Genomic DNA, 24,647 nt, shown 5'->3' with positions numbered 1-24,647 from the left:
GGCGGTCTTCCGGACAGTTGTCGCGGTAACGAACTCAAAAACGTCAATCCGGCCTGCTGGGACACCGAGTCGAGTACACCGTGCACTATGAGTTTCAACCCGCGATTCACCCGTGACACCGTGTTGCCCATGGCTGAGGCCGCCTACGCAGTGTTCACCACCCCTGCTGCCGAGCCGGCTCTCCCCGCCGGTTACCGCAAAACCGCCCTCCTCCAAGCCGATGTCGGCGTCCTGGACGCGATCACCGGCCTACCCGACAGTGCGCGGTCGCTTGTCGAACGGCTCACCGGCGCAGGCCCGGTATTCGGTTTGATCGCGAACAGCCGAGCGGCCAGGACGGTGTTCGTCGCGTTCCGCGGAACACTCACCGCAGCGGAATGGCTGGACGACTTCGACGCATTCGCCGGCGATTATCGGCCCGTCGCCGGCTTCGGGCATGTACACCTCGGCTGGATGGCCCTTTACGCGACGATACGGGACAGCCTCGCGTCGAATCTCGCGACCGCATGCGCCGGGTGCAATCACATCGTCGTCACCGGCCATAGCCTGGGCGCCGCGCTGGCGGTGCTCGCCGCGCCCGACATTTTCACAAACATGCCGCCGAATCTGGAACCCGCGCTGACCACGTTCGGCGGACCGCGCACCGGGCTGCACGACTTCGCCATGTCCTTCAACATGACCATCGACAGCTGCTACCGCGTCGTCAACCTCTTCGACGTGGTCCCTCATGTCCCGCTGCCGCTTCCCGGACTGCCCTACGAGCACGTCGGCGTCGAAATCGCGGTCGACTCCGGCGGCCCGATCGACCCGGTCGACCGGCACCGCCTCGCGGCCTACCGCGCCGGGCTGGACAAGCTGGTCACGTCCGCGGCCGCGTGATCCGACGCATAGACGTCGGCGAGGAACTGTTCGACGGCCACTGCCGCGTGCGCCGCCCGCGCTGAACCGAAGATGTCGAAGGCGTGCTGGGCGAACGGCAGCTCGGCGTAGACCACGGGCCGGCGGCTCACCTCGCGCAGCCGCGCCGTGAAGCTGCGTGCCTGCTGCACCGGGATCAGGGAGTCGTTGCGGCCGTGCAGCACGAAAAAGGGTGGCGCGTCGGCAGATACATGAGTGATCGGTGAGGCGGCGCGGAAGGCGTCCGACGTCTCGGTGCGGCTCAGCTTGAACACGTACTTACCCAGCATGGGTGCCATCAGCGGATGTATCGACGTACGGGTGAAGTCGTAGACGCCGTAGAACGGCACCGCGGCCCGAACCCGGGTGTCGGCGTCTTCGAAACCCGGTTGAAACTGAGGGTCATTGGGGGTAAGCGCGGCCAATGCACACAGGTGGCCGCCCGCCGAGCCGCCGGTGATCGCGATCCAGTCCGGGTCGCCGCCGTATTCGGCGATATGCTCCTTAACCCAGCTGATCGCGCGCTTGACGTCGACGATGTGGTCGGGCCAGGTCGAGCGCGGGCTGAGCCGATAGTTGATCGAGACACATATCCAACCCAGTTCGGTTAAGTGGCTCATCAACGGATGCGCTTGTCCGCGTTTGCTCCCCAGCGTCCAGCCACCGCCGGGCACCTGCAGCAGCACCGGCGCCCGGCCGCGACGCTCGAGGTCGGGGCGCCGCCAGATGTCGAGATGGTTGCGCGAGCCGTATTCGCCATAGCTGATGTCGGCATCGTGGACATAATCGCGGTAAACCCGGAGCATCCGGATCACACCGGGTGACTTAGCGGTGCCCGGCCCCGCCGGTCGCTTCCACAGACCCGCGGAGTCGGTGCGACGGTGCGTGCCCAGCCCGGCATCCAGCGCGGCGGCGAGTGGCTCATCGGCACGACTGCCGATACGGTGCAGCCCGAGCATCCCCAACCACGAGATACCGGACACCAGCCAGCTGAACCGGCGCACCCGCGGCGACAGCCGGCGCGTCACCGCGGCCAGTGCCGCCAGCTGAGCGCCCAGAATGGGCAGCGGAAGCTCCGAGGCGAAAACCCCGAAGACGAACGCATATAACGAGGGGTACCCGCGGCTGGACAGCGGCCGGTAACCATTGGCAGTGAAGATCAACCCGGCCAGCGAGCCCAGCACTGCTGCCAGCTTCGTCACGATCGTCCCTTTCCTCGGCTTCGCACATTGCGCAACGACCCGCTGGTCAACGCATCTAACCATGCGCCCGTCGACACCGGGCCGAGCGGAGACGTTCTGCCGACGTGCGCATCCGCGCCCTTCGCCGCGGTCTGCACGCTGAGACTCCGGCCGGGAACCCTCGCGGGCGCTGTCCATGCTGGTACCGACCGAAGGATGCCGCGATCCGCCAATGCACCGGCCACCCGATCGCCCACACACCCGCAAGTCACCCGCCGGCGGCGTCGGCGACGGCGACCTCCGCCGCCAGCCGGGCATTGGACAGCACCAGTGCGATGTTGGCGGCGACTGACGCGCCGCGCGTCTCGCGGTGGAAGAAGTCAAGTAAAAACGGCGTGAGATCCTTGCCGCGCACACCGCTCGCCTCGGCGGCGGCCAGGCCGGCGGCGAGCACCTGGTCGTGCAGCGTGCGGTCCATCTCGTCCTCAGCGGCGATCGGGTTGGCCAGTACCAGCCCGTACCCGTCGGTGCCCAGCCGGCGTCGGGCGCGGAGCACGTCGGCGGCCTGTTCGGGCGTATCCACCCGCCAGCCGACCCGGTGGCCGGAGTCGGCGAGGTAGAAGCCGGGGAACCAGTCGGTGCGGTAACCGATCACCGCGATGTTGAGCGTCTCCAGCCGTTCCAGGGTAGCCGCGACATCGAGAATCGACTTGACTCCGGCACATACCACCAAAACGCCGGTGCGCGATAGGGTCATGAGGTCCGCGGACTCGTCCCAGCTGTCACGCGCCCCCCGGTGCACACCGCCCAGCCCGCCGGTGGCGAGCACTGTGATCCCCGCTGCCGCCGCGAAATGCGCGGTCGAGGCGACCGTCGTCGCGCCGTCACCACCCCGGGCCGCGAGCACCGCGGCATCCCGGACACTGACCTTCACCACCGTGTCGCTCTCGGCGATACGCTGCAGCGACGTGTCGTCCAGGCCGATGTGCGGCTCACCGCCGACAATCGCGATGGTGGCCGGCACGGCACCGCCGGAACGCACTGCCGCCTCGATCTCGCGGGCGATGCGCAGGTTGTCCGGACGCGGCAGGCCATGGCTGATAATGGCGCTTTCCAGTGCGACGACCGGCCGCCGCGCCGTCAGCGCATCCGCGACCTCGGGATGGATACGCACGGTTGCACCCTACGTCGCAATCACCACGCCTGCCCAAATACCGCGTCACCGCATCGGTGATCGGAAACTATTGCGCTTCTTGGGCTTCTTCGACAATCCGGTAAGTGGGATCCACCATGCAGATGGGCTGGTTACCGCTTTGGCGTACCTTTCCGGTGATCCGCAGCAGCTGGCCGGGCTGGATATTGGCGCCGTGGCCGGGGTGGAACATGACGCGCAGGTCTCCGCTGTCATCGCCGATGACAATCCATCGAAACGTTCGCCGCCGTTTGGTGATGTCTTCGACTTGGCTGACCCGTCCTTCGACGGTGGCCTGCTGCCCGGGAATGAGGCTTTGCACCGGGATCACCGCCGACGTCCGCTCCGGGTGTGCATAGGCTTCGATGTCCCGCTGGTCATCGCGGGAGATCCGCGCCCACAGCCTATCGATCTCCCGCGCGATCCGGTGCTCCAAGCCTTCGGGGAACGCTTCCTTGATCCGGGATTGCACGTCGTAGGGCACAATCGTCGCTGCGGCGTCCGGGATCCGGCTGATGGCGCGCGCGATCTTGTCCGCGGTGCGGTCATGCAACAGACGTCCCAGCAGGGGGGCGTATGTTCGGCGAGGCAACAGCACGGTCACGTTGGTGTCAGGATGCTGCTTGGCCGCTGTTGCGACCAGCACTTGAGCAGCCCGGGTGATCCGTCGATCGGGGCAGTCCACCACGCGCAGCGGAGTGTCGAGGTCGAAGTGGTCCCAGCGGTTTCGCAACTGCGCCGCATGAGCGGCATCAACCATGAAATGCACCGCGGTCAACTCGTCGGCCCGCAACCCCTTCCCGTAGCGCAGGGCCTCCAGCACAGCCAGATCCACCGAATTCACGAAGACGAAGACCCGATGCCGGGCGTATTTGACGACCTCCGGTCGGTCCGTGCGGAACGCCTCCAAAATAGCCGCCTCAGCACGGTATTCCCGGTTCAGCCGGATCAACACGAACACCAGCAGCGGAAAGACGACCACAACCAGCCAGGCGCCTTCGGTGAACTTCGCCACGGCGAAGATTCCCACCACGATCGTGGACAAGATCGCCGCGGAGAAGTTGATCACCAGCCGGTGCCGCCAACCCGGTTCGCGATACCTGAGGTGGTGTCTGGTCATGCCGTAGCCGGCCATCGAAAATCCGGTGAACACACCGATGGCGTAGAACGGCACTAGCGCGTTGACCGAGCCGCCGGTCACCACCAGCAACACCACCGACAACGTGGCTAGGGTGATAATGCCGTTCGAAAATACTAGACGGTGGCCGCGCTTCATGAGTTGGCGCGGCAAAAAGCGGTCTTCAGCAACGAAATTCGCCAATGCCGGGAATCCGTTGAAACTGGTATTCGCGCCCGTGTACAAGATGGCGGCGCTGGAGGCCTGAACCAGCAAGTACAGCGTCTGGCCGGCCACACCTTGGCCGAAAACCGCGCGGGCTACCTGCGACAGCACCGACGGGTATTCGTCGACATAGGGCGTGGCGCGGGTGACGTGGGCGAGGTAGGCGACACCCGCCAACAAAAACCCCAAAATACAGGCCATCACGGTGAGAACCCGACGAGCGTTGACTCCCTGCGGTTTCCGAAAGACAGTGACCGTGTTGGAAATCGCTTCGACACCGGTCAACGAAGAACCGCCGTTGGCGAACGCGCGCAGCAACACCAAGACCGTCGCGCCCATCACCAGCCCGCTGCCGTGATGAACCGGCACCGCCCCGACGATGTGCTCAGGATCGCATGCCGGTAAACCCCAAAAGATTTCGCGGATGATCCCGACGACGATGGTCAAGCCGATCATGACCACAAACGAGTAGGTGGCCACCGCGAACGGCATCCCGGCTTCCCGCAATCCGCGCAGGTTTGCGTAACAGATGAGAATCACCACGGCGACAGTGATTTCCAGGCTGTAGGGACCCAGTGGGCGAATCGCCGACGCAACTGCTACCGTACCCGCCGCCGCCTGCACCGCCACGGTGACCACGTAGTCGATCAGCAATGCCGCGGCGGCGATCTGGGCTACCCTGGGCCCGAAATTCTCCCGCGCCACGATATAGGAGCCGCCCGCTCTGGTGTAGGCCATGACGACCTGCCGATACGATGCGGTGACCAATGCCAAGATCAGCAACAGGACGCCGGTGATAGGAAGTATCAACACGAACGCAGCCAGCCCCGCATGCGGAAGCAGTTCGATCAAGATCTGCTCCGGCCCGTAGGCGGTCGACGAGATCGCATCGGGTGAAAGCGCGCCCAGTGCAACTGGATTCGATAATTTCTCGGATTTCAGCTGCTCGCTGATCAGGGGCTTTCCCAGGAAGACACGCTTGAAAGCGTCTCCGACCGAGATCGGGATCACCGCCCGTCCCGCCGATGATGTCATCCACTTTCCTTACCCGAGCAGGGGCTGCTCAGCAGCATCCGCGGCGCTATCACGATTGCGTCGAACAGCGAGGTAGTCCAGCCTCAGGCTGCTCGTGTCCGCTCGCCCGCAGCCGCGCCACGGCGGCCGCGATCCGCTCGTCGGTCGCTGTGAGCGCGATACGCACGTGCCGCGCACCGCCGGCGCCATAGACTTCGCCCGGCGCCACCAAGATGCCGCGCTCCGCCAGCCAGGCAACGCTGTCGCGACACGACTCGCCGCGGGTGGCCCACAGATACAACCCGGCTTCGGAATGGTCGACGGCGAATCCGGCCGACCGGATCGCAGGCAACAGGGCGTTCCGCCGGCGCGCGTAGCGATCCCGCTGCTCCTGTTGATGAGCGTCATCGCCGAGGGCTGCGACCATGGCCGCCTGTACCGGCGTCGGCACCATCATTCCCGCGTGTCTGCGCACCGCCAGCAGTTCGGCGATCACGCTGGGATCGCCGGCGGCGAAACCGGCCCGGTAGCCGGCCAGTGACGAGGTCTTCGACAGCGAATGCACCGCAAGCAGACCGGTGTGGTCTTCGCCACACACCGCGGGGTGCAGCACCGACAACGGCTGCACATCCCACCCCAGGCCCAGGTAGCACTCATCGGATACCACCAGCACGCCCCGTTCACGTGCCCAGCCCACCACCTTGCGCAAGTGATCGACACCAAGCACCCGCCCGGTCGGATTGCTCGGCGAGTTCAGGTACACCAGGGCCGGAGACTGCGGACCCAGCTGGGTCAGCGAGTCCGCCCGTGCCACCTGCGTCCCGGCCAGCCGGGCACCCACTTCGTACGTCGGATACGCCAGTTCGGGCACTACGACCAGATCCTTCGCCCCCAGGCCGAGCAACGTTGGCAACCATGCGATGAGTTCTTTGGTACCGATGACGGGCAGCACGGCGGCCTCGGTGACGCCGGTGACACCGTGACGGCGCCCAAGCGCCGCCACAATGGAGCGGCGAAGCTCCGCGGTGCCGGCGGTGGTGGGGTATCCGGGCGCCGCACTCGCGTCGGCAAGCGCTTCCCGGATCAGCGGCGCGACAGGGTCGACCGGTGTGCCGATGGACAAATCGACGATGCCGTCGGGATGGGCCTCGGCGACGACCCTTGCGTCGGCCAGGGTGTCCCACGGAAAGATCGGCAAAGCCGCCGACATACGCCCGCGGGTCACGTGCCCGCTCAGGCGCTCTCGCCCTGCGGGGGCAGATCCTTGACCACTTGCGGATCGTTCTCGGTCATGCCGACCTTCGCTGCACCGCCCGGCGAACCGAGTTCGGCGAAAAAGTCGGCGTTGATCTGCGTGTAGTGACTCCACTGTTCGGGCACATCATCTTCGTAGAAGATCGCTTCGACGGGGCAGACCGGCTCGCAGGCCCCGCAGTCAACACATTCGTCGGGGTGGATGTAGAGCATCCGAACACCCTCGTAGATGCAGTCGACCGGGCACTCCTCAATGCAGGCCTTGTCCTTGATGTCGACACAGGGTTCGGCGATCGTGTACGTCACGAAGGTCTCCTCCACGTGCTGTTCAATATGGCTGGTGTGTCCGTCGCCCGAGAAGGACGTCCTGGGAAGTCGCTGACCCTACCCGATGCCGGTCCCCGAACTTCAGTGTGCCCTATCGTTTCGCTTCCCGGAGATACGGTTCCGATGGTTACTGATACTAGACGTTGCACATACACTTCAACCACCACCAGGTTGTGCGCGCGGGCGCAGTGCCGGTCTACCCGCAGCGGACACCCGGCGGCGCGCCACCCGCGCAGTGCGGGTGCGGACTCGTTAACCAACCCGCCCCCTGACCACCGCGTCCGGGCCCGTGCGCGGCGTTACTATCCACCCGCGCCGCCGCATCTGCCATCACCGTCGTGCCCACGTCTCGCCGCGGCAACTGCAGTGTAAGGGAACCCGCGGGTGTGTGGGACCGGCGAGGGTGGCAGTCGTCCCGGCCGTCGATCCACGATCGTGCACCGGGCACAGCCGGCGCGGCCCTGGCCAACCACGGCGTCAGCTGCTGAACACGCCGATGGTTCGGGCGACGGCGGTGGCGGCCTCAGCGATCGTTGCGGTCGCTTCTCCGGCCGGTGTCGTCGGCGCCACTGTGACGGGTTTACCCAGCGCGTACAGCTGGAAGCGGTAGTGATGGACACCCGTGCCGGCCGGTGGGCAGGGCCCGAAATACTGCGCTTTGCCGCCCGAGTTGAGGCTGACCACGGCTCCTTCTGGGAGCGCGCCTTCGGCGATTTCGGTGGTTGACGGCGTGATGCCGGTGACCACCCAGTGGACATAAAGCCCGGCAGGGGCGTCGGGGTCGTCGACGACCAATGCCAGCGATTGGGTGCCAGTGGGAACGTTCTCCCAGCGCAGCGGCGGAGAAACGTTGCGGCCCTTGCATGAGTAGTCGATCGGAATTTGTGAATTGTCGGCGAATGCGGGGCTGCTCAACCCGAAGGCGGCCGGCGACGGCGATGCCGTGGTCATCACGGTTCCCGAAGTGCTGTGAGCAGGTTTTTGTTCCGAGCTCACTGTGCCGCCGCCACACGCGGGCAAGGTGAAAACAAGCAACGCTAAAGCCGCAAGCGCCACCCTCATGAAGCGTGTGTATACCCGCTGGGCAGGCGTGGCGTAAAGGGCGTGAGGGGAGCGGACACGCCCGATCCGTGAACTGGGTCTGTGCTGGTCAGCGCTTATCACCACAGTGCTCAGCTGACGCGGCTCTATCCCGGTCGTGGTGACACCCGATTCCAGGCTCAGGCGGCCAGTGGCGCGTAGGTGGTGGTGCGCTGGCGGGCCGGACGGCCGATGCCCGCGGCGATAGCGACCAGCTCCGCAACGGTCTTGGCCGACCCGTGCTCAGAACCGGCCATCCGCGAGATCGTCTCTTCCATCAGCGTGCCGCCCAGATCGTTGGCACCCCCGTTCAGCATCACCTGCGTGCGCTGCACCCCGAGTTTGACCCAGCTGGTCTGGATGTGGGAGATGCGACCGTGCAGCATGATCCGAGCCAGGGCGTGAACGGCGCGATTGTCGCGGTGGCTGGGCCCGGGCCGCGACGCGCCGGCCAGATACAGCGGCGAATTCTGGTGCACGAACGGGAGCGGCACGAACTCGGTGAAACCGCCAGTGCGGTCCTGAATGTCGCGTAACACGTTGAGGTGAGCCACCCAGTGGCGGGGGCTGTCGACATGCCCGTACATCATGGTCGACGACGAGCGCAAGCCCACCTCGTGGGCGGTGGTGACGATCTCGATCCACAGCGATGTCGGCAGCTTCCCCTTGGTGAGCACCCAGCGGATCTCGTCGTCGAGAATCTCGGCGGCCGTACCGGGGATGGTGTCCAGACCCGCCTCGCGCAAGCTGATGAGCCATTCGCGAATGCTCAACCCGCTCCTGGTAACCCCGTTGGCAATCTCCATCGGCGAGAACGCGTGCACATGCATTGAGGGCACTTTGGCCTTAACGGCCCGCACCAGGTCGGCGTAGCCGCTCACCGGCAGCTCCGGGTCGATACCTCCCTGCATACATACTTCGGTGGCCCCGGCGAGGTGGGCCTCCCAAGCCCGCTCGGCGACCTCGGCAACCGACAGAGAGTAGGCGTCGGGGTCGCCTTTGCGCTGGGCGAACGCACAGAACCGGCATCCGGTGTAACAGATGTTGGTGAAGTTGATGTTGCGGTTCACCACGAAAGTCACATCGTCGCCGACCGCGTCCCGGCGCAGCGCATCAGCCAGTGCCGCCACCGCATCCAACGCAGGTCCGTCAGCGGTAGCCAATGCCAGGTACTCGGCGTCACTGCAGCCGGCGGGATCACGCTCCGCTGAGCGCAGCGCCCCCAGCACGTCGCTGTCGATGCGCTCAGGTGCGCGGGCTACCAGCTCGCGCGCTTGCGCGCGAATGGAATCCCAGTCCCCGAACGCGCTGTCGAGATCACTCCGAAGCTGCCGGGCGCGACCCTCGACATCGAGAGCCGTGTGCAGGTCGACGCGCCCACCAGATTGCACCTCGTCGGGTTCCTGCCACGGCATACCCACCGGGTTGACGTCGCGCGCCAGGCCCGTCGCCGGATCCGCCAGTGCCAGCACGTGCCCACGCACCCGCGGATCGATCCACGCCGCACCGGCCTGCACGTACTTGGGATGCGCGGTGAGCCGCTGCACCAGATCGTAGCCGGCCTGCGCGGTGACGGCAGCCAGCTCCGTCAAAGCGGGCCAAGGCCGTTCCGGGTTGACGTGGTCAGGCGTCAATGGTGACACCCCACCCCAGTCGTCGATGCCGGCAGCGATCAGCGCCAGGCACTCCTCGCGCGACACCAGATTCGGCGGCGCCTGAACCCGCATCCCCGGCCCGAGCACCAGGCGCGCCGTGGCCACCGTCGCCAGGAAATCCTGAATGTCGGCGTCAGGCGCCGAGGCCATCGCGGTATGTTCCTTGGCCCGGAAGTTCTGCACGATCACTTCCTGGATGTGCCCGAACTCCTTATGCGACTTGCGGATCGCATGTAAGGTCTCGGCGCGTTCCTGCAGTGTCTCGCCGATCCCGACCAAAAGGCCGGTTGTGAAAGGGATCGACAGCCGGCCCGCATCGGTTACGACGCGCAAGCGGACAGCCGGATCCTTGTCCGGGCATCCGTAATGCGGGAGCCCCTTGGTTTCGAACAGCCGCCGCGACGTGCTCTCCAGCATCAAGCCCATCGACGGGGCGACCGGCTTGAGCCGCGCGAGCTCCGACCAGCTCATCACTCCCGGGTTCAGGTGTGGCAGCAGCCCGGTTTCCTCTAACACGCGGATTGCCAGCGCCCGCACGTACGACAGCGTGGAGTCGTAGCCGCGTTGCGCCAGCCACTCGCGTGCTTCGGGCCAGCGTTGCTCGGGTCGGTCACCCAGGGTGAACAGCGCTTCCTTACAACCGAGTTCGCCGCCGCGCCGGGCGATGTCGACAACCTCTTCGGGTTCGAGGTACATGCCCGCGCCCTGGGCGCGCAGCTTGCCCGGTACCGTGACGAACGTGCAGTAGTGGCAGCTGTCGCGGCACAGTCGGGTGACCGGGATGAACACTTTGCGTGAGTAGCTAATCGGCAGCCGTCCGGCTGCGCCGCGGCGGCCCGCCGATTCCAGTCCCGCGTCTCGTACCCGCGCCGCGCTGCGACACAGCTCCACCAGGTCGTCACCGCGGGCAGTCATCGCAACGGCCGCCTCGTCGACGTTGAGCACCACCCCGTCGCGGGCCCGGCGCAGCACGCGCCGCAGTGCGCTGGTGCCAGCAGCCGCGGTTCGGGCTGGAACGACCGGAGTAGGCAGAGCGACACTGCGCCGCGGGTTCAGAGCCACGCCTCCTTAACGTTGCTTTGATCGAGAATCATCCGCACACCTCCGGAAAATCTCGGCCCTACATGCCCGTCACACTAGACCCAGCCTATGCCCGTGGTGGAGACTGCCGCGCCGATGACAGCACTGGCCGCGATGGCGACCCGGATCCGACTCAAACTCATCGGGGCGTGGGTCGCGCGCTAACCAGGCCGCGGTTCGGCCCGGTCCGGCCGCCGGCCGGACCGGCGGGGCCGCAACACCCACGCCGGTGGCACTACCCCGAAGGCGATCAACAGCAGAACGCTGTAAGCCAGCACTCCCCGACCGCCCAGGATGATGTCGTCACCGGGACCACCCAATGACATCACGGTCACGGTCAAAAGCCAGGTCCACAACGGCAAACCCGCCACCCGGGCTGACCTGGTCCATCCACGGGCGGCCCACACCAGGGCCGCATTGACCAGGCCACTGATCAGCGCGCTCACCGGAAACGGCACGGCACCGATGTAGGCAGGCATGAGCAACGCCGCGGTGAGCGCGGACAAGATGCCGTCGACGGCGAGCAGTGTCAGGACCACGATGCGAATGGCAGGATCCGTCGTGCCGGCGTCGGCCGCCGGCCCGGCGCTGGTCTTGGTGGTGATCAGGTCGGGACGCTGTCGAGTTCTGCGACCAGAGAGGCGATTACCCACTGGAAGTTGTCAAGCCGGTCCTGCCAGTGCTGCAGGTTGGGGTCCAGATCAGGGTCCATACCGATTCCTTCCGTGGCCTGCTGGAGGCAGCCTACCGCGCGCCCGGCTCGGTCAGATCAAGTCCGGCCAGAAGATCGGTTTCCCAGCCGCGCTCATCGCGCTCACCAGCGGTGCCGGCGGCGAGAACGTAGTGCTCGTCGGCCAAAATGGGCAGCGCGAGGTTGTTCGAGAGGGCAAATGCGCGGCCAGTGGGGCCGACACTGACCTGGGTTTGGTGCGCAGCCAATGCCGCAACTTTGGCGGGTAGAGCATTCCCGGCCTCGATGACGGCGTCGATGTGCTCGTCAGAGTAGCCGAAACCTTCAAAATCATTGGTGCTTGGCGGAATAACCCAGCCGGGCCGCACATCCTGGGGGCTCAGTGCCCGCCAGCCGGCCACCAACGCGTTGGTCGCTAGCACCGTCCAATAGAACTTCGGCACGGTCCACGGCGAGCCGGGGTGGTCAGCGGTGGCGGCCGCGCGCACCGCCGCCGCGGTCACGGCGTGGGTGCGGACGTGGTCGGGATGCCCATAGCCGCCGTTGGGGTCATAAGTCACCACGACATGCGGGCGCTGCTCGCGGATTATCGATACCAGCGCGCCGACCGCCTCGCGGTCGTCGGCGTCAACGAACTTTTGCTGGCGCCGCGCCGGGGTACCGGGCATACCGGAGTCACGCCAGCGACCCGCTCCACCGAGAAAGATGGGCGCGTCCACACCCAGGGCGTGCAGCGCCGCGGTCAACTCGCCGATCCGATAACCGCCGAGTTGGTCAGCATGGTCAACGGCCAGCCGAGCCCAGCGGTCCCCGATCACCTCGCCTTCCTCGCCGAGGGTGCAGGTGACAACCTGGACGTGGGCACCGCGCGCGGTGTAATGGGCGATAGTGGCACCGTTGGCGATGCTTTCATCGTCCGGATGTGCGTGCACGAACAGCAGCCGCGGCGTCTCCTGCATGCGCGCACCATACCCGCGCGGGATCTGCGCTGGGCAACGACCAGTGTGATGCGGCTTTGACATGTGAAGTACCGCGCCACCACGAGCAGGCCCAGACCGCTGCTCAACCCGTCACGACCTCACCGAGCCGCTACCGCCGCTCCACTAATCCGGGTATGATGAGCCATATAGTGAACGTAGCCGTCTACAAAATGTTGGAGCGGTGGCGCTCCTGCGCTCATCCACGCACGAGCCAAGTGTGGCGGCAACAGCAGATAAAGCCGCCGAGTCCGGGGGCGTAATCCGGGCACGCCCAATTCGCTCGGGCCGCGCCGTTCAGTCCGAAGGCGGGGACAACACGGGTGGAGCTTCACAGTGGACACGTCGCCAACCGCCAGCATCACCGACAGTCAGAAATTGCGACGATTCGCCGTTTGACCACAGATCTGTCGAACGTGCAACGCTATTCGGCCACCGAAACATGTGCCGCCGACACGCGCGTGTTGTCGGCGATTACCCAACCAGGACTGCCGATACCAGCGGCCGGCAACGGCCGGGGCATTGGCTCTGCGATGAGCGCACGGAACGCTGCCGCGGCGCTGATCGCCGGGGTTTTCGCCCCGTCATGAAGCGGCCGCGCTCACCTCCGGTGCACCTGAACGATTTGTGGTGGCCGAATCCCAAGGCCGCTAGCGGGTATCCACAGCCTCGTCTGCCGATGCGATCGCAGCCCACTGAAGGAGGTTTCTAGCAATGGATTTCGGCGCACTGCCACCGGAAATAAACTCCGGCAACATGTATGCTGGTCCGGGATCGGGACCGATGTTGGCCGCCGCGGCGGCCTGGAGTGAGCTGGCCACCGAGCTCTATTCCATGGCGAGCTCATTTCAGTCGGTGATCTCCGAACTGACCAGCGGGCCGTGGCTGGGACCGTCGTCGGCCGCGATGGTGGCCGCGGCCGTTCCCTATGTGGCATGGATGAGCGCCACCGCCGCACAGGCCGAACAGACTGCACTACAGGCCAACGCGGCGGCCAGGGCCTTTGAGACCGCGTTTGCTATGACCGTGCCTCCGCCCGTGGTCGCTGCCAACCGGGCTTCTTTGATGTCGTTGATCGCAACCAACTTCCTGGGGCAAAACACTCCAGCGATAGCGGCGAACGAAGCCGACTATCACGAGATGTGGGCCCAGGACGCAACGGCGATGTACGGGTATGCAGCTGCGTCGGCGGCTGCGGCGAAATTGGCTCCGTTCACACCGCCGACCCACCCGACCGGGCTGGCGGGCCAGCTCGTCACGCTCGCGCAGGTTGTGGGTCAGTCTCTGGTGACAGACACGGTGGACCCCTTCGTGACGCTCTACCAGCTGCTCGTCGCGGTGCCACCGGCACTGCAGGGGCTCGTGTCACCCGCGCCGTCTCTGTCAGGACTGACGAATCTGGTATCGCTGGCGTTATCGCCGGCGTCGGTGAATTCGCTGTCGACGTTCAGTTTGCCGCCTCTGGCGGCCCGGATCGCCACAACACCAGTGACATATCTGGGAGCCGCCGTCTTCGGCAATAACGTGGGGCGCGCGATAGGCCTACTGCAGACTGTCGGTCCGGGCGGCTTGGGATCGATCCTGGGCGGCAGTCCGGGCACCCCGGCTGCGCTTGGGGCAGTGGGTGCGAGCTCGCCGATCTCGGCTGGTTTAGGCCAGGCGCCCGCTGTCGGCGGATTATCGGTGCCGCCCAGTTGGGCTGCGGCAGCGCCGGCGGTCCGGCTTGCGGCGGCAGCACACACCAGCGCCGAGACTGCTCCGACAGCTGCCCCGGCGGCCTCGACAGCACTCCCGGCACACTCGTTCGGCCAGTCGCTGCTGGGCGCACTGGCCGGGCGGGCCCTCACCGGTGTGACTGCCCGGGCCCGCATCAGCGTGATGCCACGGGTGCCGGCGGGCGGTTAGGGCAGATGACGCCGCTGGATCACAGTGCCGATATCGCCGCCCTTTCAGGAGATTCGGGCTCGGTCCCTCAAAGCGCACGAAGGCGGTTCAGGGACTATCAGCGGCCAATCCCCATTGTGCTGGAGACGGTAGCGTTCGTTCACCGAAACCGCCCTAGCCTGCACACCAGCTAGGAACGTCAACGGCTACTATCGGGGAATGCCCCAGCAGGCCGGAGCGAAAACCGTCCGCAGCCGCAGGCGCGGCGAAGTCCTCGAGCGTGCGCTGTACGAGGCGACACTAGCCGAACTGGCTGCCGTAGGCTACGGCGGGCTGACCATGGAGGGGATCGCGACGCGCGCCCGCACCGGCAAGGCCGCACTGTACCGGCGCTGGTCTAGCAAACATGACTTGGTGCAGGCCGCATTAATTTATGCTGTACCGCCGTTGCCCGAGCCCCGTGCCGACCGCCCGGCGCGGGAGAACTTGCTGGCGGTATTCACTGCGCATTGCGACGTGCTCGCCGGCAAAACCGCGTTCCCCAGCCTGGCGATCATGGGCCAGCTGATTCATGAACCCGAACTGCGCACGCTTTACGCCGACGCGGTGGTGGCGCCTCGTTTACGGATCATCGAATCCATCCTGCGGGCCGGCGTGCGCCGGGGCGAGATCGACGGGGGCGCGCTCACTCCGCTCACCGCGCGGGTGGGGCCGGCGCTGATCAATCAGCATCTCCTCCTTACCGGGGCGCCGCCCAACCGGCGTCAGCTCACCCGCATTGTCGACACCGTCATGGCACGTGCACCGGTCGCGCGCACCGGCAGACAGGCCAGCGGCACGCCGAGTTAGTCCACGCGGGTGGTGGCGACCTGAGCCTCGATGAGGCGGAGCCGATCGTCTAACGGCGTGAACCGGTCGGCCATACCCGGCCGCGAACCCATTCTCTGCTGCAGGTAGGCCAGAGTCTGCGCGCCGAAGATACCGACCGTAGGTGGACGTGCCCACGTGGTCGGCGCGCCACCCGTTCGACGTTGTCGCGCGGCAAGCCCTCCAACTGGATACCGTTGCCGTTGTGGCGGCCACGTTGATGAGTGCTCACTGCCCGGTCTTGACCCACTGGCCAGCGTCACCGACGATACCGACCGGCACCGCGCCGGACAGGCTGACGTTCTGCACACTGGGGCCCGCGGCGACGATGGTGGTGTCCTGCAGGATCGGCAGCACGGTCGACATATTCCATAGGCGCGGTTCGACCGCGTTGATCACCTCGTTGATGTTCTTGGTGCCGTTGAGCGCAGCATCGATATTCGACTGGATGCTGCGATCACAGATTCCGGTGATGTTCGACGGCGCTTGCACCAACGCACCCGGCTCGGGTGCGCGGCTGGGTGTGGTCGCCGTCGGCGTCGTCGAGGCGGTGGCGGGATCCGCCGACGAACCGGAGGGCGCGGCGGCGCGGGTGGTCGGCGCAGTACCCGACGTCGACACTGCGGTCGCCTCCAATGCCGGGCAGCCGTACCGCGAGGCCAGCAGTGTCGCCAAGTTGCCGCCAGCCTGACGCCAACCGACGATCGCGTCCACCCGATTGTTGATCAAGGCGTCGCGGTAGAGCGTCACCGGGTCCAGCGCCAGCACAGTCGCGGCGATGCCGACATTGCGTAATTGATCAGCCGCGGTATTGGCGACCGCCACCGATGTAGGGTCGTTGGACGCCACCCCGATGACGAGCGACAACTGCTTGCCGTCCTTGGTGATTCGGCCGTGGGTGATCTCCGGCGGCCCGCTCGTCACTGGTGTTGTCGGCGAATCCGCGGCGGGTGCCGTCACCGAGGCGGAGGTGTCGTTTTCGATCTCGTATCCGGCCGCCTCCAGAAGCCCCAGCGCTGCATCCCGGGTCATCGCGGGCGGCGCGGTCGGCACATACCCGGGGTCGCTGGGTGCCCGAATCTGCGCCTGGTCCAGGGTGACGGTGTTGTCACTGCCGGCACCCACTGCGGCCAGCAGGTCAACGTCGAGTAACCCCAGAATGGCTTTGCGGACCTGCGTATCGGCCAACTTGGGGACATTCGCGCGCAACGTGAGCTGCATGACCCGGGGTGTCATGATCCGGGCCGTGCGCACATCCGGAATAGCCGACAACTGCGCGAACGCAGCGGACCCGCCATGCACCTGGGCTACCTGGGTGTCACCGTTGCGGATGGAGTCGGCCAGCGCCGCGGGCGCGCCGGCCCGGCGGAAGAGAATGAGATCGGGTTTCGCCGGAGGACCCCAGTAGCGGTCGTTGCGCGCAAGCAGGATCTCGTCGCGCTGCGGATCGATCGTCTCCACCCGGAACTGGCCGCCGGTCACGGGAAGCGCTCTGGCCAGACCGGCCGGGAAACCACCCGGTACGTCCTTGACGATGTGCGCCGGCAAGATGTTGCTGAACAACTCCCGCCACGCCGGATACGGTTGCGAGAACGTCACCACCGCCTGTTTGCCGCCGTCGATCGACTGCACACCGGTGATCAGGTCGTAGCCGGCGGGGTCAACCACCCCGGGCTGGCTGACCATTTGCCGCCACAGGTACCAGAAATCGTCGGCGCCGATGGGAGCGTTGTCGGTCCACTGGGCCTCGGGCCGGATCTTGTAGGTCACCGTGAACGGGTTATCGTTGGTCACCTCAGCAGACACCAACAAGGTGGGATCCATCTCCCAGCGTGAGCCTGTCGGGGTATCGGGATCAGGCACCGGCCGGAACGCACTGGGGAGCACCAAGGCACTGATCGCCGCGTTCACCGCCGACAGGTCGGACAGCAGATGCGGGTTGAACCCGGCGCCGATCGAGTCGATACCCACGATGATCTGCATGACCCGCGGTGGCGGCGGTGGCGTGCTCTTCGACGTTTCGGTGCTTTGCGGCGCCGGCGGTGGATGGACGGTGCATGCGGACACCACCAAAGTCCACACCGAAACGAGCACGCCGACCACTACGCAGACCCTGGCTCGTTTCGGCACGTCCATCAGGGTATCGGGGAATGGTACGACGTCCCCAGCGCCTGACCTAAGTTTGCCGGACACGGCGTGCTCCGGGCCGCGCGGCGCAGAAGGGGCGCAACTCTTCCCGTATGCCGAGCCGTCACCGCCGGCGTTGACCCGCACCGCTGGGCCACACACGGCGGTCCAGCAGAAACGTGCTCTGGCACCCCGCGCTCACCAGCCCCGCCGACGCGGCTGCGATCCGAGCAGTTCGTTGTTCGCCGCCACCTCCCGGCTGCGATAGACGATGTACGGGCGGAACAAATAGGCGATCGGCGCGCTGAACGCGTGCACCAGCCGGGTGAACGGCCATAAGCAGAACAGCGCCATGCCGATGACGGCGTGCAGTTGGTAGTCCAACGGCGCGCCGACCATGAGATCGCCACGCGGCTGCAAGATCCAGATTCCGCGAAACCACACCCCGACGGTGTGGCGGTAGTGGTATACGCCGCCATGTGGTCCGGTGCCCAACAGCGTGCAGTACAAGCCCACCAGCAGCGCAAGCACCAGTACCACATACATCACGACGTCGCTGCGGGCGGTGGCCAGACGTACCGGGCCCTGGGTGACGCGCCGGTAGATCAGCAGCCCCAGACCGATCACCGTGGCGAACCCGGCGACACCCCCGAGCAGGACCGCCTGCACGTGGTACATCTCGGAGCTCACATGCATCAGCTGCGTCACACGCGGCGGGACCAGCAAACCCATAAGGTGCCCGGCCAACACCACCAGGATGCCGAAATGAAAGACGGGGCTGGCGATTTGCAGAAGCCGCGACTCATAGATCTGCGACGAGCGTGATGTCCAGCCGAATTTGTCGTAGCGGTACCGCCACCAAGTGCCGACGATCAGGATCGCCAACGTCACATACGGCGCGATGTCCCAGAACACGGGGCTACTCATCTAACGAGCCTCCCTGGCGCCGAGGCGGCACGGTTAGCGTGAACGGTTGTAGTCCAACGGACTCCACGGGCGGGCCGGCCTGCGCGAGTCGTTGCGCCCGGCGCACATCCTGATCTGTCGCGGCGGGCAATGTCTCACAAACCGCGCCCACAGCGTACTGGTACGGCGAGTGGGCCCTGGCTAACGCGTCGCGCAAGACACCAATGGGAACCCGGTGCTCGGTCAGCAGTCGCCGCCCGGCTTCGGGGTCGACGGTGGCGGCGAACTCCAGCACCACGGCCAGGTGATCCGGGGCCTCGTCGCGCGGCGGCTCGACACCGGCAGCGCGGTAGGCGGTGGCGAATGCCAGCATCTCCCTGCCGCGGTTGCGGGTGTCCCCGGCGGTCCAGTACGTCAGATACATCGTCGAGCGCCGCCGCATATCGAATGTCTCGACATAGTCCATCGCAGCGCTCATCGGATCGCGGGCCCGCAACGCTGCGACGGTCTCCCCCAGCAGCGCCGCCGCCGGCCCGCTGAGATGCGCCCGCAACGCCTCGACGGTGTCCAGCCGCTCGGCGAATCGCTCGTCGGGGTAAGCCAGCAGCAACGAAGCCGCCTGCCAAACCAGCCGGTTGTGTAACATGCGGGCGCCGGAGCGGTCCCGGGTCAGCAACCTCATCGCTGCACCGCGTGATCACTGGCGGTGCCGCGGTCATTTCGCGGCGGGAACAGACCCGCGGGCGCACCCCGAACGTCCCAGTTGAGCAAATTCACCCTGCCGCGACGCTGCACGTCGGCCACGTCATTGGGGTGCTGGCGCGCGTGAAATGTCTCCACGGCGACCGGCACCGGCTCGCCGCCGTCGTCGCCGAACCCGCCGAACTCATACATCCCCGGTCCACCGTCAAACGATAATGAGCACTGCAGCTCGTCTGCGGCTGCCGCATGGTCAATCGAATAGGCGGTCGGGATCACGTAGCGCTCGTCGTATTTGGCGATCGCGAGCAGCCGGTACATCTCGTAGATCTGTTCTTCGGTCATCCCCACGGCATGCGGAATATGCGGTTGAGTCTCACGACCCAGGTTGATGTCGCGCATATAGGACCGCATTGCCGCCAGCCGCCGCAGCACTCCTTCCACGACCGTGATATCCCCGGCGGTGAACAGTTCAGCCAGGTAAGCCATCGGGATGCGCAGCGCCTCGATCGCCCCGAACAGGTTGCCCAGGTCCTCGCCGTCGTGCCCGTCACGGCTGACCGCGTCGACCACCGGCGACAACGGTGGGATATACCAGACCATCGGCAGGGTCCGATACTCCGGATGCAGCGGCAGCGCCACCTTGTAGGTGTTAATCAGCGCGTACACCGGCGAGCGCTGAGCGGCCTCGATCCACTCGTCAGAGATGCCTTCGGCCCGCGCTGCGGTGATGACCTCAGGATCGTTGGGGTCCAACAAGATCCGGCACTGTGCCTGGTAGAGCTCGGTGTCGTTTTCCACTGACGCTGCCTCCAGCACCCGGTCCACGTCGTAGAGCACCAGCCCGAGGTAGCGCAGCCGGCCCACACACGTTTCCGAACACACCGTCGGCAACCCGACCTCGATGCGCGGATAACACAACGTGCACTTCTCGGCCTTGCCGGTCTTGTGGTTGAAATAGACCTTCTTGTACGGGCATCCGGACACACACATCCGCCAGCCACGGCAGCGGTCCTGGTCGACGAGCACGATGCCGTCCTCACTGCGCTTGTACATCGCTCCCGACGGACACGAGGCCACGCACGACGGGTTCAGGCAATGCTCACAGATGCGCGGCAGGTAGAACATGAAGGTCTCTTCGAACTTGAGCTTGACCTCATCGCTGACCTTCTTCAGGACCGGGTCGTTGGGCAAGGTCTCCGGTGATCCGGCCAAGTTGTCGTCCCAGTTGGGTCCCCACGACACCTTCATCGGCTTACCGGTGAGCTGGCTGCGCGGTGCGGCGACCGGGAATGTGTCGCCCATCGGCGCGGAGGTGAGATTCTCGTAGTCGTAGGTCCACGGCTCGTAGTAGTCGCCGATGGTGGGCAGCTTCGGGTTGGCGAAAATACGTAACAACTTTCGGATGCGCCCGCCGTCGCGCAGCCGCAGCCGTCCCTTCTTGTCGCGCACCCATCCCCCGCGCCAGTGGTCCTGGTCTTCGTAGCTGCGCGGATAGCCGACCCCCGGACGGGTTTCGACGTTGTTGAACCACACGTACTCGGTGCCGGCGCGGTTCGTCCAGGCCTGCTTGCAGGTCACCGAGCAGGTGTGACAACCAATGCACTTGTCGAGGTTCATCACCATCGCCATCTGCGCCATGACCTTCATCGCAGGCCTCGCTCCCGGCGCTCTACTCGGCGCATCAGTACCGCACCTCCTGGTTGCGGCGGCGCACCACGGTCACCTCGTCACGCTGATTGCCGGTCGGTCCCAGGTAATTGAATGCGAATGCGAACTGACCGTAGCCACCGGCCAGGTGGCTGGGCTTGATCCGCACCCGGGTCAGCGCATTGTGGTTACCCCCGCGCCGACCGCTGGTCTCCGTTCGCGGTGTGTCGACGGTGCGTTCCTGCACGTGGTAGACGAACACCACACCGTCGGGCATGCGGTGTGAGACGATCGCCCGGCACACGAAGACACCGTTGGCGTTAACCGCCTCGACCCAATCATTGTCGCGCACATTGATTTTCGCTGCGTCCCCGGGACTCATCCACATGGTGGGGCCGCCGCGGGACAACGAGAGCATGTACAGGTTGTCCTGATAGGTCGAGTGGAACGACCACTTGGAGTGCGGGGTCAGATACCGCACGGTCAGCCCGATTCCGTCATGTCCAAGTTGGGGTGCGTTGAATAACCGCGCCATGTCCAGCGGCGGGCGGTAGACGGGTAGCTGCTCGCCGAGTTCCTCCAGCCAGTCGTGGGCCAGATAGAAGTGCATCCGGCCGGTGATCGTGTGGAAAGGCTTGAGGTTCTCGATGTTGATCGTGAACGGGGCATAGCGCCGCCCGCCCGACTCACTGCCGGACCACTCCGGGCTGGTGATCACCGGCACCGGGCGTGCCTGGATATCGGCATAGGTGATGCGGCGCTCCTCACTGCCTTCGGCCAGGTGCGCCAGTCGCTGGCCGGTGCGTTTTTCCAGCTCCCGGAAACCTTCGACCGCGAGCCGGCCGTTGCATGTCCCCGACAGCGCCAGTATCACATCGGCCATCCGCTGGGCCGTGGTAATAGCCGGACGGCCCGCCGCCGCACCGGAATTCATCACCCCGAATTTCGCCGATAGCTCGTCGACCTCCCGGAAAGGATGCACGGTGAAACCCTTGGTGGTCAGCCCGAACTTTTCCACCAACGGTCCCAGCGTCACCCACTTGTCATAGATCGCGCCGTAGTCGCGCTCCACCACAGCGAGCTTGCCCATAGTCCTTCCGGCGACCGGAACTTCCCCGGTACGCAGCCAATCATGTTCGGCACCATCGGCATACGTCATCGCGTCCGGGGTGTCATGCAACAACGCGGTCAGTACCACGTCACTGCGAGTGCCTAAATGCCGCTTGGCCAACGCGCTGAAAGCGCGGGCAATAGCACCGAATGCTTCGAAGTCCGAACGCGTTTCCCATGGAGGGTCGATCGCCGGACTGAACGCATGCACATACGGATGCATGTCGGTGCTGGACAAGTCGGCCTTCTCGTACCAGGTCGCCGCGGGCAGCACCACGTCCGACACCAAAGTCGTCGACGTCATCCGGAAGTCGAGCGACAACAACAGATCCAGTTTTCCGTCCGGAATGTCCCCATCGCAGGCGACAACACCGGGCCGCACCCCACCGGCCGGCGGATCGCACTGGATGTCGGAGTCGGTGCCCAGGAGGTGCCGCAGGAAGTATTCCCCGCCCTTTCCTGATGAACCGATCAGGTTGGCTCGCCACACCGTGAGCACCCGCGGCCAGTTGACCGGGTTGTCAGGATCGGTGATCGACAGTTTCAGTGTCCCCGCCGCCAGCTGCTCGCCAACGTATTCGCCGACCTCACGACCGGCCGCACGGGCCTCGTCGGCGACGTCGAGGCTGGAGCGGTCGAATTGCGGATAAAACGGGCTCCACCCCATTGCCACCGCGGAAGCCAGCAGGTCGATCGTGTGCTTGCCGGCGAACCGGCCGCGTCCCACCGGGCTGGCCAGCTTGTCCGCTCCGTAGGCGTCGTAGCGCCACTGGTCGGTGTGGGTATACCAGTAGGAGGCGCCGGGCACCTGCCGCGGGGGGCGCGACCAGTCGCTGGCCATCGCCATCGTCTGCCACCCAGTCAGCGGCCGGATCTTCTCCTGGCCGACGTAATGGGCCCAACCCCCGCCGTTGCGTCCCATCGACCCGGTCAGCAGCAGCAGCGTAAGCACCGACCGATAGGTGGCGTCCCCGTGGAACCAGTGGCAGATCCCGCCGCCCATGATCACCATCGACCGCCCGCCGGATTCCTCCGCGCTGCGAGCGAATTCCCGGGCGATGCGGATCGCCTGCGCGGCCGATACCCCGGTGATCGGCTCCTGCCAGGCCGGGGTGTTCGGCTGACTGGGATCGTCATAGCCGGTGGGCCACTGGCCGGGCAGCCCCGGGCGCATCACCCCGTAGTGGGCAAGCATCAAGTCAAAGACCGTGCACACCAAATGCTTTCCAACACGGCGTACCGGAACCCCCCGCGTCACCGTTTCGCCGTGCCCGTCGACCGTATCGAAGCTGGGCAGTGCGACCAGCGCCGTCTCGCTGTCGGCGCCGCTGACACGTTGGGCACTGAGCGCCGGGACCACCTCACCCAAGTCAAGGTTCCACTTACCCACACCGTCTTCGCCGTAGCGGAATCCCAGCGAGCCATGGGGCACCACGACGGTGTCGGTGACCTCATCCAGCAGTGCGGGTTTGAACGCCGCGTTCTCGACCTCCTGACCGATGTCAGCGGCGGTGAGAAACTTCCCGGGTACCAGCGCGTCCCCGCGCTTTTCCAGCTTGATCAAAAACGGCAGATCTGTGTAGCGGCGCACATAGTCGACGAAGAACGGAACCTGTTTGCGCACGTAACATTCGGTGAGTATTACGTGGCCCATGGCCATGGCCAGCGCTGCGTCAGTACCCGCAGCGCACGGCATCCACTCGTCGGCGAACTTGGTGTTATCGGCGTAATCGGGGCTGACGACAACAACTTTGGTTCCGCGGTAACGGGCCTCGGCCATCCAGTGCGCGTCGGGTGTCCGGGTGATCGGGACATTGGAACCCCACATCACCAGATACGCGGCGTCCCACCAGTCCCCGGATTCCGGTACGTCGGTCTGATCACCAAACACCTGCGGCGAGGCCACCGGCAAATCCGCGTACCAGTCGTAGAACGAAACCATCGCGCCGCCGATCAACTCGACGAACCGGCAGCCCGCGGCGTGACTGACCATCGACATCGCCGGGATCGGGGAAAATCCGGCGATCCTGTCGGGCCCGTAGGTCTTGATGGTGTGCACATGGGCTGCGGCGATCATTTCGGTGGCTTCGGCCCAGGTCACCCGCACCAGGCCGCCTTTACCACGGGCCCGCTGGTAGCGGCGGCGACGCTCGGGGTCGGCCTGGATATCGGCCCAGGCCAGCACCGGGTCGCCGAGTCGGGCTTTGGCTTCCCGGAACATTTCCACGAGCACACCGCGGGCATAGGGGTAGCGCACGCGGGTCGGCGAGTAGCTGTACCAGGAGAACGACGCGCCCCGCGGGCAGCCGCGCGGTTCGTATTCGGGCCGGTCAGGTCCCACCGACGGGTAATCGGTCTGCTGCGTTTCCCACGTGATGATGCCGTCTTTGACGTAGATCTTCCACGAGCACGACCCAGTGCAGTTGACCCCGTGGGTCGAGCGCACTACTTTGTCGTGGCTCCAGCGGTCGCGATAAAAAACATCTGCATCCCTCCCGCCGCGGCGGGTGACAGTGCGCAGGTCTGTGGAGAACTCGCCGGGGGTGAAGAAGCGGCCACTGCGCTCAAGCAACTCCTCGAGAGGTCCGCCAACGTGGGGTGTCGTGGTCAAACAAAGACCTCCTTAACAGCCGGCGGAGCGTCTCGTCGCCCGCCGTGAGCGCGCAGCCCTGTCACGGTGTATCGCAGACCAGCCGACGGCGCGACCCGGCCGG

Annotated in this window: 18 protein-coding genes; 4 read left to right on the top strand and 14 right to left on the bottom strand. The window is 65.9% G+C overall.

The features are described 5' to 3' along the window. Nucleotides 1–87 precede the first annotated feature (87 nt). Entirely contained in the window at nt 88–879 is a 792-nt protein-coding gene (locus tag G6N08_RS11725) for a lipase family protein (RefSeq protein WP_163757477.1), read from the top strand. On the opposite strand, the gene G6N08_RS11720 is transcribed toward G6N08_RS11725, so the two are convergent. From G6N08_RS11720 to mshB, 9 genes are all read right to left on the bottom strand, one after another. Beyond that, nucleotides 834–2,162 carry an alpha/beta hydrolase fold domain-containing protein gene (locus G6N08_RS11720; RefSeq protein ID WP_163757475.1) on the bottom strand — a complete coding sequence of 443 codons (1,329 nt, stop codon included), beginning with the start codon at nt 2,160–2,162 and terminating at the stop codon, nt 834–836. The two genes, G6N08_RS11725 and G6N08_RS11720, sit on opposite strands and share 46 nt — an antisense overlap. Before the next feature lie 184 nt (nt 2,163–2,346). After that, nucleotides 2,347–3,252, bottom strand: coding sequence for a pseudouridine-5'-phosphate glycosidase (locus tag G6N08_RS11715; protein ID WP_163757473.1), 906 nt, complete (start codon nt 3,250–3,252; stop codon nt 2,347–2,349). Between the two features lie 67 nt (nt 3,253–3,319). Continuing rightward, entirely contained in the window at nt 3,320–5,647 is a 2,328-nt protein-coding gene (locus G6N08_RS11710; protein ID WP_163757471.1) for an APC family permease, read from the bottom strand. Nucleotides 5,648–5,696: 49 nt separating this feature from the next. Continuing rightward, on the bottom strand, nt 5,697–6,836 hold the full coding sequence (dapC, locus tag G6N08_RS11705) for a succinyldiaminopimelate transaminase (protein ID WP_163760504.1): 1,140 nt from the start codon (nt 6,834–6,836) through the stop codon (nt 5,697–5,699). Between the two features lie 23 nt (nt 6,837–6,859). Continuing rightward, entirely contained in the window at nt 6,860–7,186 is a 327-nt protein-coding gene (gene fdxA, locus G6N08_RS11700; protein ID WP_163757469.1) for a ferredoxin, read from the bottom strand. Nucleotides 7,187–7,684: 498 nt separating this feature from the next. Next, the gene (locus G6N08_RS11695; protein ID WP_246216741.1) at nt 7,685–8,158 is read right to left on the bottom strand and encodes a YbhB/YbcL family Raf kinase inhibitor-like protein; all 474 of its coding nucleotides are present in this window, start codon (nt 8,156–8,158) and stop codon (nt 7,685–7,687) included. 269 nt (nt 8,159–8,427) lie between these two features. Then, nucleotides 8,428–11,004 carry a bifunctional FO biosynthesis protein CofGH gene (locus tag G6N08_RS11690; RefSeq protein WP_163757466.1) on the bottom strand — a complete coding sequence of 859 codons (2,577 nt, stop codon included), beginning with the start codon at nt 11,002–11,004 and terminating at the stop codon, nt 8,428–8,430. Between the two features lie 179 nt (nt 11,005–11,183). After that, a complete protein-coding gene (locus G6N08_RS11685; RefSeq protein ID WP_174813291.1) occupies nt 11,184–11,675 on the bottom strand; it encodes a hypothetical protein in 492 nt (163 codons plus the stop codon). 91 nt (nt 11,676–11,766) lie between these two features. Beyond that, the gene (gene mshB / locus G6N08_RS11680) at nt 11,767–12,672 is read right to left on the bottom strand and encodes an N-acetyl-1-D-myo-inositol-2-amino-2-deoxy-alpha-D-glucopyranoside deacetylase (RefSeq protein WP_163757464.1); all 906 of its coding nucleotides are present in this window, start codon (nt 12,670–12,672) and stop codon (nt 11,767–11,769) included. Between the two features lie 413 nt (nt 12,673–13,085). On the opposite strand from mshB, the gene G6N08_RS11675 reads away from it, so the two are divergent. The 3 genes from G6N08_RS11675 (at nt 13,086) to G6N08_RS11665 (ending at nt 15,423) form a co-directional block, all read left to right on the top strand. Further along, entirely contained in the window at nt 13,086–13,280 is a 195-nt protein-coding gene (locus G6N08_RS11675) for a hypothetical protein (protein WP_163757462.1), read from the top strand. Nucleotides 13,281–13,404: 124 nt separating this feature from the next. After that, a complete protein-coding gene (locus G6N08_RS21090) occupies nt 13,405–14,595 on the top strand; it encodes a PPE family protein (RefSeq protein ID WP_163757460.1) in 1,191 nt (396 codons plus the stop codon). 198 nt (nt 14,596–14,793) lie between these two features. Beyond that, a complete protein-coding gene (locus G6N08_RS11665) occupies nt 14,794–15,423 on the top strand; it encodes a TetR/AcrR family transcriptional regulator (RefSeq protein ID WP_163757458.1) in 630 nt (209 codons plus the stop codon). Nucleotides 15,424–15,669: 246 nt separating this feature from the next. Here the strand turns inward: G6N08_RS11665 and G6N08_RS11660 are convergent, their stop codons facing one another. From G6N08_RS11660 to G6N08_RS11640, 5 genes are all read right to left on the bottom strand, one after another. Next, complete coding sequence (locus G6N08_RS11660) at nt 15,670–17,577, bottom strand: ABC transporter family substrate-binding protein (RefSeq protein WP_163757456.1); 1,908 nt, start codon at nt 17,575–17,577, stop codon at nt 15,670–15,672. Between the two features lie 189 nt (nt 17,578–17,766). Then, on the bottom strand, nt 17,767–18,495 hold the full coding sequence (narI, locus tag G6N08_RS11655; RefSeq protein WP_163757454.1) for a respiratory nitrate reductase subunit gamma: 729 nt from the start codon (nt 18,493–18,495) through the stop codon (nt 17,767–17,769). Next, nucleotides 18,488–19,156, bottom strand: a complete 669-nt coding sequence (gene narJ, locus G6N08_RS11650; RefSeq protein WP_163757452.1) for a nitrate reductase molybdenum cofactor assembly chaperone — start codon at nt 19,154–19,156, stop codon at nt 18,488–18,490. The genes narI and narJ overlap by 8 nt, the downstream gene beginning before the upstream one ends. Next, a complete protein-coding gene (gene narH / locus G6N08_RS11645; RefSeq protein WP_163757450.1) occupies nt 19,153–20,823 on the bottom strand; it encodes a nitrate reductase subunit beta in 1,671 nt (556 codons plus the stop codon). Before narH ends, narJ begins: the two co-directional genes overlap by 4 nt. A 34-nt stretch (nt 20,824–20,857) precedes the next feature. Then, nucleotides 20,858–24,544, bottom strand: a complete 3,687-nt coding sequence (locus tag G6N08_RS11640; protein WP_163757448.1) for a nitrate reductase subunit alpha — start codon at nt 24,542–24,544, stop codon at nt 20,858–20,860. Nucleotides 24,545–24,647 lie beyond the last annotated feature (103 nt).

The sequence above is a fragment of the Mycobacterium botniense genome (assembly GCF_010723305.1).
GTDB classification, from domain to species: domain Bacteria; phylum Actinomycetota; class Actinomycetes; order Mycobacteriales; family Mycobacteriaceae; genus Mycobacterium; species Mycobacterium botniense.
Note: the sequence above shows the minus strand (reverse complement) of the source record. Positions and strands in the feature narration are given on the sequence as shown.